Source organism: Streptomyces sp. NPDC056883 (assembly GCF_042788835.1).
Classification (GTDB): Bacteria; Actinomycetota; Actinomycetes; order Streptomycetales; family Streptomycetaceae; genus Streptomyces; species Streptomyces stoeckheimensis.
Genome location: NZ_JBHUBS010000008.1, coordinates 346,832 through 357,980, shown reverse-complemented (window position 1 = coordinate 357,980; position 11,149 = coordinate 346,832). Strand labels below are relative to the sequence as shown.

Genomic DNA, 11,149 nt, shown 5'->3' with positions numbered 1-11,149 from the left:
CCCCTACCCCCTGTTCCCCACCCCCCAAGCGTCGGGGGGGCGGGAATTGCCGCTACGCGGCAAACCAGCCCCTCCGGGGCGCACATGCAAGCCGACCCCAGCCGCAATCCAGCCCCTCCGGCGTTTGAGGAGCGGGGTCTGGGGCGGAGCCCCGGGGAACGGTGGAAGGGCGGGTAGGGGACGGCCCCGCAGGGCTGCGCCCCGGGGGCTACACCGACGCGACGGCGGTGCGGATCTCGTCCGCGAAGGCCTGCGCCGAGGCGCGGAGCGCGGCCGCGTCGGGGCCGTGCTTCAGGACGCCCCGCGACACGTTCGGAACGACATTGCCGACGGCCTCGCCGAACACCGCCGGCAGGTCCGCCGCGGTGGCGCCCTGCGCACCGATGCCGGGGGCCAGCAGCGGCCCGTTGATGTCCAGGTCGAAGGAGGACAGGTCCCCGAGCGTCGCCCCGACCACGGCTCCGAAGGAGCCCATCGGGGAGGCCCCCGCGTTCTCCGCCGCCAGGTGCGCCAGCATCGTCGCCCCGATCGAGCGACCGTCCGACCGCACCGCCCGCTGGACCTCCGCACCCTCCGGGTTGGAGGTCAGCGCCAGCACGAACAGCCCGGCCCCCGACTCCCGCGCCAGATCGACGGCCGGCTTCAGCGAGCCGTAGCCGAGGTACGGGGAGACCGTCAGCGCGTCGGAGAACAGCGGCGAGGAGGGCGAGAGGAAGGTCTCCGCGTACGCGGCCATCGTCGAGCCGATGTCACCCCGCTTCGCGTCCATGACGACCAGCGCGCCCGCCGCACGGGCGTCGGCCACCGTCTGCTCCAGTACCGCGATCCCGCGCGAGCCGAACCGCTCGAAGAACGCCGCCTGCGGCTTGAAGACCGCGACCGAGTCGGCGAGCGCTTCGACCACCGTGCGGGAGAACTTCTCCAGGCCCGCGATGTCGTCGTTCAGGCCCCAGGAGGCCAGCAGGGCGGCGTGCGGATCGATGCCGACGCACAGCGGCCCACGCGTGTCCATCGCCTCGCGCAGGCGGGTGCCGAAGGGGGTCACGGAGGTCACAGAGCGGCCTTTCGGGTTTCCGCGCCCACCGCTTCGGCGAGCGTCGCGTACGGGCTGGCGGCCAGGCGCGCGGCCAGGCCCTTGTGGATGGCGCGGGCGTAGCAGGGGCCCTCGTAGATGAAGGCGCTGTAGCCCTGGACCAGGCTCGCACCGGCCAGGATCCGCTGCCAGGCGTCCTCGGCGTTCTCGATGCCGCCGACGCCGACCAGGACCAGCCGGTCGCCCACGCGGGCGTACAGCCGCCGCAGGACCTCCAGCGAGCGCTCCTTGACGGGGGCGCCGGAGAGGCCGCCGGTCTCCTTGATCAGCGAGGCGTCGGACTTCAGGCCGAGGCCCTCGCGGGCGATCGTGGTGTTCGTCGCGATGATGCCGTCCAGGCCCAGTTCCAGCGCCAGGTCGGCGACGGCGTCCACGTCCTCGTCGGCGAGGTCCGGCGCGATCTTGACGAGCAGCGGGACCCGCCGGTCGGTCACGACGCGGTCCGCCGCCTCGCGCACGGCGCTCAGCAGCGGGCGCAGCGACTCGGTGGCCTGGAGGTTGCGCAGGCCCGGGGTGTTCGGGGAGGAGACGTTGACGACGAGGTAGTCGGCGTGCCGGGCGAGGCGCTCGGTGGAGGCCACGTAGTCGGCGACGGCCTCCTCCTCGGGGACGACCTTGGTCTTGCCGATGTTGACGCCGACGACCGTCTTGAAGACGGGGACGCGGGCCGCCAGGCGGTCCGCCACGGCCGCCGAGCCCTCGTTGTTGAAGCCCATGCGGTTGATCAGCGCGCGGTCCGGGACCAGCCGGAACAGCCGCTTCTTCGGGTTGCCGGGCTGGGCCTCGGCGGTGACGGTGCCGATCTCGATGTGGTCGAAGCCGAGCATCGACATCCCGTCGATGGCGACGGCGTTCTTGTCGAAGCCGGCCGCGAGCCCGAAGGGGCCGTGCATCCGCAGGCCGAGGGCCTCGGTGCGCAGGGACGCGTACCGGGGGGCCAGGTAGGCGGCGACGAAGGTGCGCAGGACCGGGGTGCGGGCCGCGAGGCGGATCCAGCGGAAGGCCATGTAGTGGGCCTGCTCCGGGTCCATCCGCTTGAAGACGAGGTTGAAGAACAGTTTGTACATCGTCCGAAATATCCCTTTGGCACTCATGAAAGGGGGGACACCGGTCATTATCGCCGGTGCCCCCCTTTCGTACGGGCTGCTAGTCGCGGGCTGCCGTCAGGCGCTCCGCGTGCTCCTGGAGCGAGCGGACGCCCACGTCGCCGCGGTTGAGCGCGTCGATGCCCTGGACGGCCGCGGCGAGCGCCTGGACCGTGGTGAGGCACGGGACTCCGCGGGCCACCGCGGCCGTACGGATCTCGTAGCCGTCGAGGCGGCCGCCGGTGCCGTACGGGGTGTTGACGATCAGGTCGACCTGGCCGTCGTGGATGAGCTGGACGATGGTCTTCTCGCCGTCCGGGCCCTCGCCCTCGCTGAGCTTGCGCACGACGGTGGCGTTGATGCCGTTGCGGCGCAGGACCTCGGCGGTGCCGGAGGTGGCCATCAGCTCGAAGCCGTGGGCGACGAGCTCGCGCGCCGGGAAGATCATCGTGCGCTTGTCGCGGTTGGCGACGGAGATGAAGGCGCGGCCCTTGGTGGGCAGCGGGCCGTAGGCGCCGGCCTGCGACTTGGCGTACGCCGTGCCGAAGACGGAGTCGATGCCCATGACCTCGCCGGTGGAGCGCATCTCCGGGCCGAGGACCGTGTCGACGCCGCGGCCGTGGATGTCGCGGAAGCGCGACCACGGCATGACGGCCTCCTTGACGGAGATCGGCGCGTCGAGCGGCAGGGTGCCGCCGTCGCCGGTCTTCGGGAGCATGCCCTCTTCGCGGAGCTCGGCGATGGTGGTGCCGAGCGAGATGCGCGCGGCGGCCTTCGCGAGCGGGACCGCGGTCGCCTTCGAGGTGAAGGGGACGGTCCGGGAGGCGCGCGGGTTGGCCTCCAGGACGTAGAGGATGTCACCCGCCATCGCGAACTGGATGTTGATCAGGCCGCGGACGCCGACGCCCTTGGCGATGGCCTCGGTGGAGGCGCGCAGCCGCTTGATGTCGTAGCCGCCGAGGGTGATCGGGGGCAGGGCGCAGGCCGAGTCGCCGGAGTGGATGCCGGCTTCCTCGATGTGCTCCATGACGCCGCCGAGGTAGAGCTCGGTGCCGTCGTAGAGGGCGTCGACGTCGATCTCGATCGCGTCGTCGAGGAACCGGTCGACCAGCACGGGGCGGGTCGGCGAGATCTCGGTGGACTCGGCGATGTACGAGGACAGCCGGTCCTCGTCGTAGACGATCTCCATGCCGCGGCCGCCGAGCACGTACGAGGGGCGTACGAGGACGGGGTAGCCGATCTCGTCGGCGATGGCCTTGGCGCCGGCGAAGGTGGTGGCCGTGCCGTGCTTGGGGGCGGGCAGGCCGGCCTCGGCGAGGACCTGGCCGAAGGCGCCGCGGTCCTCGGCGGCGTGGATGGCCTCCGGCGGGGTGCCGACGACCGGGACGCCGTTGTCCTTGAGGGCCTGGGCGAGACCCAGCGGGGTCTGGCCGCCGAGCTGGACGACGACACCGGCGATGGGGCCGGCCAGCGACTCGGCGTGGACGATCTCCAGCACGTCTTCGAGCGTCAGCGGCTCGAAGTACAGGCGGTCGGAGGTGTCGTAGTCGGTGGAGACGGTCTCCGGGTTGCAGTTGACCATCACGGTCTCGTAGCCGGCGTCGCTGAGGGCGAAGGAGGCGTGGACGCAGGAGTAGTCGAACTCGATGCCCTGGCCGATGCGGTTCGGACCGGAGCCCAGGATGATGACCGCGGGCTTCTCGCGCGGGGCGACCTCGGACTCCTCGTCGTACGAGGAGTAGAAGTACGGGGTCTTCGCGGCGAACTCGGCGGCGCAGGTGTCGACCGTCTTGTAGACCGGGCGGACGCCCAGGGCGTGGCGGACCTCGCGGACGACGTCCTCGCGCAGGCCGCGGATCTCGGCGATCTGGGAGTCGGAGAAGCCGTGGCGCTTGGCCTCGGCGAGCAGCTCGGGGTAGAGCTTGTCGGCGGCGGCCAGCTCGTCCGCGATCTCCTTGATGAGGAAGAGCTGGTCGACGAACCAGGGGTCGATCTTCGTGTACTCGAAGACCTCTTCCTGGGTGGCGCCGGCGCGGATGGCCTGCATGACGGTGTTGATGCGGCCGTCGGTCGGGCGGACCGCGGTGGCGAGGAGCTCTTCCTTGTCGCCGGTGGGGCCGACGAAGGTGAACTGCGAGCCCTTCTTCTCCAGCGAGCGCAGGGCCTTCTGCAGGGCCTCGGTGAAGTTGCGGCCGATGGCCATGGCCTCGCCCACCGACTTCATGGTGGTGGTGAGGGTGGCGTCGGCCAGCGGGAACTTCTCGAAGGCGAAGCGCGGGGCCTTGACGACGACGTAGTCGAGGGACGGCTCGAAGGAGGCCGGCGTCTTCTCGGTGATGTCGTTGGGGACCTCGTCGAGCGTGTAGCCGATGGCCAGCTTGGCGGCGATCTTGGCGATCGGGAAGCCGGTGGCCTTCGACGCGAGCGCGGAGGAGCGCGAGACGCGGGGGTTCATCTCGATGACGATGATCCGGCCGTCGGTCGGGTCGATCGCGAACTGGATGTTGCAGCCGCCGGTGTCGACGCCGACCTCGCGGATGATCGCGATGCCGATGTCGCGCAGCCGCTGGTACTCGCGGTCCGTGAGCGTCATCGCCGGGGCGACGGTGATGGAGTCGCCGGTGTGGACGCCCATCGGGTCGAAGTTCTCGATGGAGCAGACGACGACGACGTTGTCCTTGGTGTCGCGCATCAGCTCCAGCTCGTACTCCTTCCAGCCGAGGATGGACTCCTCCAGGAGCACCTCGGTGGTCGGGGAGAGCATGAGGCCCTGGCCGGCGATGCGGCGCAGCTCGTCCTCGTCGTGGGCGAAGCCGGAGCCGGCGCCGCCCATGGTGAAGGAGGGGCGCACGACGACGGGGTAGCCGCCGAGGGTGTCGACACCCTGGATGACGTCGTCCATCGTGTGGCAGATGACCGAGCGGGCGGACTCGCCGTAGCCGATCTTCGCCTTGACGGCCTCGACGACGCCCTTGAAGAGGTCGCGGTCCTCGCCCTTGTTGATCGCCTCGACGTTGGCGCCGATGAGCTCGACGCCGTACTTCTCCAGCACACCCTGCTCGTGCATGGAGATGGCGGTGTTCAGCGCGGTCTGGCCGCCGAGGGTCGGGAGCAGCGCGTCGGGGCGCTCCTTCGCGATGATCTTCTCGACGAACTCGGGGGTGATCGGCTCGACGTACGTGGCGTCGGCGATCTCCGGGTCGGTCATGATCGTGGCGGGGTTCGAGTTCACCAGGATCACCCGCAGGCCCTCGGCCTTGAGGATGCGGCAGGCCTGGGTCCCGGAGTAGTCGAACTCGGCGGCCTGGCCGATGACGATCGGGCCGGAGCCGATGACCAGGACGGACTGGATATCGGTGCGCTTAGGCACGATCGGCCTCCATCTGGGCGGTGTCCATCAAGGACGTGAAGCGGTCGAAGAGGTACGCGGCGTCGTGCGGGCCGGCGGCAGCCTCGGGGTGGTACTGGACGGAGAAGGCCGGCTGGTCGAGCAGCTGGAGGCCTTCCACGACGTTGTCGTTCAAGCAGACGTGGGAGACCTCGGCGCGGCCGTAGGGGGTCTCCGACACCTTGTCGAGGGGCGCGTCCACGGCGAAGCCGTGGTTGTGCGCGGTGATCTCGACCTTGCCGGTGGTGCGGTCCTGCACCGGCTGGTTGATGCCGCGGTGGCCGTACTTCAGCTTGTAGGTGCCGAAGCCGAGCGCGCGGCCCAGGATCTGGTTGCCGAAGCAGATGCCGAAGAGCGGGGTCTTGCGGGCGAGGACGCCCTGCATGACGGAGACCGCGTGGTCGGCGGTGGCCGGGTCGCCCGGGCCGTTGGAGAAGAACACGCCGTCGGGGTTGACCGCGTACACGTCCTCCACCGTGGCGGTGGCGGGGAGCACGTGCACCTCGATGCCGCGCTCGGCCATCCGGTGCGGGGTCATGCCCTTGATGCCGAGGTCCACGGCGGCGACGGTGAACTTCTTCTCACCGATCGCGGGGACGACGTACGTCTCCTTGGTGGCGACCTCGGCGGAGAGGTCGGCGCCCTTCATCTGCGGGGCGGCCTGGACCTTGGCCAGCAGCGCCTCGTCGCGGACGCCCTCCCAGGCCTCGCCCGAGAAGATGCCGACGCGCATGGCGCCGCGCTCGCGCAGGTGGCGGGTCAGGGCGCGGGTGTCGATGCCGGAGATCCCGACGACGCCCTGCTTGACGAGCTCCTCGTCCAGCGAGCGCACGGAGCGCCAGTTGGAGGGGACGCGGGCGGGGTCGCGTACGACGTACCCTGCGACCCAGATGCGGGAGGACTCGGGGTCCTCGTCGTTGACACCGGTGTTGCCCACGTGCGGGGCGGTCATCACGACGACCTGCCGGTGGTACGACGGGTCGGTGAGGGTCTCCTGGTAGCCGGTCATGCCGGTGGAGAACACGGCCTCGCCGAAGGTCTCCCCCACAGCGCCGTAGGCGCGGCCGCGGAAGATCCGACCGTCCTCCAGGACGAGTACGGCGGGAGCTTTGGCTGCTCCCCTGGTGGAGGTCGTCATCGTTCGGCGCCTTCCGTCGTGGTGATTGAGTGGTTCATGTCGTTGATCGCTTCGACCCAGGCGGCGTGTTCCGCCGCACGGTCGGAGCGGAATCCGGAGTCGATCAGCCTGTCGCCGTGCGCCCATGTGACGACGAGGAGACCGCCCTCGGTGAGTACCTTGCCCGCGATTCCCTTGTCGAGGCGGGCGCCGCGCAGCTGCGCGGCCGGTACGAAGAAGTCGGTGGCACCCGGACGGACCACGTCGAGGCCCGCATCGGTGAGCGCGAGCTCGACCCGGCTGCGGACGCCCAGTCCGTGGGCGACGATCCGGTCGAGCCACTGCCCGGCGGTGGTGGACCCGTGGTACCGGCCGGTCAGGGCCAGCCGGTGCTCGGGGAGACCGCCGGGGGCGGCGGGCAGCTCCGGCAGATCGCTCTGCAGGGTGCCGCGCCATTTCCAGCCCTGCCGCATGAGCCAGTACACGAAGGCGATGAAGACGAGCAGACCGATCACCCACGCGATGCGGGCACCCCAGTCCGTCACCTCAGCCGACTGTCGTGTCCCTTCGGCGGCCAGTTGGATTACTGCAGGTGTCACGCCAGCGTCCCGTCCACGACCGTTGCCCGGCCCCGCAGGAAGGTGTAGGTGACGCGACCCGGCAGCTCACGGCCCTCGTAAGGCGTGTTGCGGCTGCGGGAGGCGAAGTGTGCGGGGTCCACGACACCACGGTACGAGGTATCGACCAAGGTCAGGTTCGCGGGTTCACCTGCCGAGACGGGGCGTCCGTGGTTCGGGAGGCTGCCGATGCGCGCCGGGGCGAAGGACATGCGCTCGGCCACGCCCGCCCAGTCGAGCAGTCCGGTCTCCACCATCGTCTGCTGGACGACGGAGAGCGCGGTCTCCAGGCCCACCATGCCCATGGCGGCGGCGGCCCACTCGCAGTCCTTGTCCTCGTGCGGGTGCGGGGCGTGGTCGGTGGCGACGATGTCGATCGTGCCGTCGGCCAGCGCCTCGCGCAGGGCCATGACGTCGGCCTCGGTGCGCAGCGGCGGGTTGACCTTGTAGACCGGGTTGTACGAGCGCACGAGCTCGTCGGTGAGGAGCAGGTGGTGCGGGGTGACCTCGGCGGTGACGTCGATGCCGCGGGACTTCGCCCAGCGGATGATCTCGACGGAGCCGGCGGTGGAGAGGTGGCAGATGTGGACGCGGGAGCCGACGTGCTCGGCGAGCAGGACGTCGCGGGCGATCACCGATTCCTCGGCTACGGCCGGCCAGCCGCCGAGGCCGAGCTCGGCGGAGACGATGCCCTCGTTCATCTGGGCGCCCTCGGTGAGGCGGGGCTCCTGGGCGTGCTGGGCGACGACGCCGCCGAAGGCCTTCACGTACTCCAGGGCGCGGCGCATGATGACCGCGTCGTCCACGCACTTGCCGTCGTCGGAGAAGACGGTGACGCGGGCGGCGGACTCGTGCATGGCGCCCAGCTCGGAGAGCTGCTTGCCTTCGAGGCCGACGGTGACGGCGCCGATGGGCTGGACGTCGCAGTAGCCGGACTCCTTGCCCAGGCGCCACACCTGCTCGACGACGCCGGCGGTGTCGGCGACGGGGAAGGTGTTGGCCATGGCGAAGACGGCGGTGTAGCCGCCGGAGGCGGCGGCGCGGGTGCCGGTGAGGACGGTTTCGGAGTCCTCGCGGCCGGGCTCGCGCAGGTGGGTGTGGAGGTCGACGAGGCCGGGCAGGAGGACCTGGCCCGCGGCTTCGATGACGGTCGCGTCGCCGGCGTCGAGGTCCGTGCCCACGGCGGCGATGGTCTCGCCGTCGATCAGGACGTCCTGGACGTCGCCACCGAGTACCTTCGCGCCACGGATAAGGATCTTGCTCATCTTTACTTGCTCTCCTCGGTGCGGGGCGTACTGGCGGTGGTGACGGCGGGCTCGGAGCCTCCGAGCAGCAGGTACAGGACGGCCATGCGGATCGAGACGCCGTTGGTGACCTGCTCGATGACCGTGCAGCGGTCGGAGTCGGCGACCTCGGCGGTGATCTCCATGCCGCGGACCATCGGGCCGGGGTGCATCACGATGGCGTGCTCGGGCATGCGGGCCATCCTGGCGCCGTCCAGGCCGTAGCGGCGGGAGTACTCGCGCTCGGTCGGGAAGAAGGCGGCGTTCATCCGCTCGCGCTGCACCCGCAGCATCATCACGGCGTCGGACTTCGGCAGCACCTCGTCCAGGCTGTACGAGATCTCGCACGGCCAGGCCTCGACGCCGACGGGCACCAGGGTGGGCGGGGCCACCAGGGTGACCTGGGCGCCGAGGGTGTGCAGCAGCTGGACGTTGGAGCGGGCGACCCGGCTGTGCAGGACGTCGCCGACGATGGTGATCCGGCGGCCGTTCAGGTCCTTGCCGAGCCCGGCGTCCTTGCCGACCAGGCGGCGGCGCATGGTGAAGGCGTCGAGCAGGGCCTGGGTGGGGTGCTCGTGGGTGCCGTCGCCGGCGTTGATCACCGGGGCGTCGATCCAGCCGGAGGTGGCGAGCCGGTAGGGCGCACCGGAGGCGTGGTGGCGGATGACGACCGCGTCGACGCCCATGGCCTCCAGGGTCTGGGCGGTGTCCTTCAGGGACTCGCCCTTGGAGACGCTGGAACCCTTGGCCGCGAAGTTGATGACGTCGGCGGAGAGGCGCTTCTCGGCGGCCTCGAAGGAGATCCGGGTCCGGGTCGAGTCCTCGAAGAAGAGGTTGCAGATCGTGCGGCCGCGCAGGGTGGGCAGCTTCTTGATCGGCCGGTCCGCGACACGGGCCATCTCCTCGGCGGTGTCGAGGATCAGGACGGCGTCGTCGCGCGTGAGATCGGCGGCCGAGATGAGGTGGCGCTTCATCCGGGTGCTCCGTAAGTCGGTAGGGCAGACAGGCGGGCTGGCTAGGGGTGCGCAGGGCAGGGCAGGCTGCGGCGCGGACCCCACGGGGCCCGGCCGTCGGCGAGGGGCTACTGCCCGGCTGCCCGGTCGGTCCGCTGGCCGAGCAGCACGGCGTCTCGGCCGTCCTCCTCCTGGACCTGGACCTGGACGTTCTCCCGCAGCGACGTGGGGAGGTTCTTGCCGACGTAGTCGGCGCGGATCGGCAGTTCGCGGTGGCCGCGGTCGACGAGGACCGCGAGCTGCACCGCGCGGGGGCGGCCGAGGTCGCCGAGGGCGTCGAGGGCGGCGCGGATGGTGCGGCCGGAGAAGAGAACGTCGTCGACGAGGACGACCAGGCGGCCGTCGATGTCGTCGCCGGGAATCTCGGTGCGGCCGATCGCCCGGGCCGGCTTCATCCGCAGGTCGTCGCGGTACATGGTGATGTCGAGGGAGCCGACCGGGATCTTCACACCGGTGATCTCTTCGAGCTTGGCGGCCAGCCGGCGGGCGAGGAACACGCCGCGGGTGGGAATGCCGAGGAGCACCACATCGTCGGCGCCCTTGGCGCGTTCGACGATTTCGTGGGCGATGCGGGTCAGAACACGGGCGATGTCCTGCGCTTCGAGAACGGGGCGCATGACATCGGCATCGATGCCGCTGTTCTTAGACTGCTGAGACTGCTGAGTGTCCATGAAAAGGACCTCCTTCTCCGCCTCACGGGACGGACCTTAAAGGACGTCGGATGTACGTGTTCCACGGTACCAGGGGGATTCCCGCGACCGGGCATCGGGGCAGCCCAGGACCCCTCTTACGTGGGCGTTGGAGACCATTCGGCTTGACGCATCCAAGTAACGCTGCGTAACCTCACAGTGAGTTACCAGCCGCGCGGCGGAGCCGCACGTGGTCATGTCGTCACAGCGTCCGGGAGCGTTATGTCCAGCGAATACGCCAAACAGCTCGGGGCCAAGCTCCGCGCCATCCGCACCCAGCAGGGCCTTTCCCTCCACGGTGTCGAGGAGAAGTCCCAGGGCCGATGGAAGGCCGTGGTGGTCGGTTCTTACGAGCGCGGAGACCGCGCCGTGACCGTCCAGCGTCTCGCCGAGCTGGCGGACTTCTACGGGGTTCCCGTGCAGGAGCTGCTGCCGGGTACGACCCCCGGCGGAGCGGCCGAGCCGCCGCCGAAGCTGCGCCTGGACCTGGAGCGCCTCGCCCACGTTCCCGCCGAGAAGGCCGGCCCGCTGCAGCGTTACGCGGCGACCATCCAGAGCCAGCGCGGCGACTACAACGGCAAGGTGCTCTCGATCCGCCAGGACGACCTGCGCACCCTCGCCGTCATCTACGACCAGTCGCCCTCGGTCCTGACCGAGCAGCTCATCAGCTGGGGCGTACTGGACGCGGACGCGCGCCGCGCGGTGGCGCACGAGGACATCTAGTCCCCCGAGCCCCAGCAGAAACGTTTACCGGTGGGTGGCGGGGGACGAAAAAACCCCCGCCCCCCCCCACCCTTTCCCTCCCCCCCCAGGGCCCCCCGCGCCCCAGGGGGGGTCCGAAGGAGGGGCCACCAGGCGCCTGTG

General features: G+C 70.6%; 9 protein-coding genes. 1 reads left to right on the top strand and 8 read right to left on the bottom strand.

The features are described 5' to 3' along the window. Nucleotides 1–208: 208 nt before the first annotated feature. The 8 genes from pyrF to pyrR all read right to left on the bottom strand — a co-directional run bounded on the left by pyrF (nucleotide 209) and on the right by pyrR (nucleotide 10,267). The gene (pyrF, locus tag ACFRU2_RS22285) at nucleotides 209–1,045 is read right to left on the bottom strand and encodes an orotidine-5'-phosphate decarboxylase (RefSeq protein ID WP_382974649.1); all 837 of its coding nucleotides are present in this window, start codon (nucleotides 1,043–1,045) and stop codon (nucleotides 209–211) included. A 5-nt stretch (nucleotides 1,046–1,050) separates the two neighbouring features. Next, nucleotides 1,051–2,160 (bottom strand): quinone-dependent dihydroorotate dehydrogenase, encoded by a 1,110-nt coding sequence (locus ACFRU2_RS22280; protein WP_382974604.1) that lies wholly within the window; start codon nucleotides 2,158–2,160, stop codon nucleotides 1,051–1,053. Nucleotides 2,161–2,239: 79 nt separating this feature from the next. Then, a complete protein-coding gene (gene carB / locus ACFRU2_RS22275) occupies nucleotides 2,240–5,548 on the bottom strand; it encodes a carbamoyl-phosphate synthase large subunit (RefSeq protein ID WP_382974602.1) in 3,309 nt (1,102 codons plus the stop codon). Next, nucleotides 5,541–6,704, bottom strand: a complete 1,164-nt coding sequence (gene carA, locus ACFRU2_RS22270; RefSeq protein ID WP_382974599.1) for a glutamine-hydrolyzing carbamoyl-phosphate synthase small subunit — start codon at nucleotides 6,702–6,704, stop codon at nucleotides 5,541–5,543. Before carA ends, carB begins: the two co-directional genes overlap by 8 nt. Then, the gene (locus tag ACFRU2_RS22265) at nucleotides 6,701–7,282 is read right to left on the bottom strand and encodes a hypothetical protein (RefSeq protein ID WP_382974597.1); all 582 of its coding nucleotides are present in this window, start codon (nucleotides 7,280–7,282) and stop codon (nucleotides 6,701–6,703) included. The genes carA and ACFRU2_RS22265 overlap by 4 nt, the downstream gene beginning before the upstream one ends. After that, a complete protein-coding gene (locus ACFRU2_RS22260; protein WP_382974594.1) occupies nucleotides 7,279–8,565 on the bottom strand; it encodes a dihydroorotase in 1,287 nt (428 codons plus the stop codon). Before ACFRU2_RS22260 ends, ACFRU2_RS22265 begins: the two co-directional genes overlap by 4 nt. Before the next feature lie 2 nt (nucleotides 8,566–8,567). Then, complete coding sequence (locus tag ACFRU2_RS22255) at nucleotides 8,568–9,557, bottom strand: aspartate carbamoyltransferase catalytic subunit (protein WP_382974592.1); 990 nt, start codon at nucleotides 9,555–9,557, stop codon at nucleotides 8,568–8,570. Between the two features lie 107 nt (nucleotides 9,558–9,664). Further along, entirely contained in the window at nucleotides 9,665–10,267 is a 603-nt protein-coding gene (pyrR, locus tag ACFRU2_RS22250) for a bifunctional pyr operon transcriptional regulator/uracil phosphoribosyltransferase PyrR (protein ID WP_382974590.1), read from the bottom strand. 240 nt (nucleotides 10,268–10,507) lie between these two features. On the opposite strand from pyrR, the gene bldD reads away from it, so the two are divergent. Continuing rightward, nucleotides 10,508–11,008: a transcriptional regulator BldD gene (gene bldD, locus ACFRU2_RS22245; RefSeq protein WP_069929708.1), complete on the top strand. Its 501-nt coding sequence runs from the start codon at nucleotides 10,508–10,510 to the stop codon at nucleotides 11,006–11,008. The last annotated feature ends 141 nt before the right edge of the window (nucleotides 11,009–11,149 follow it).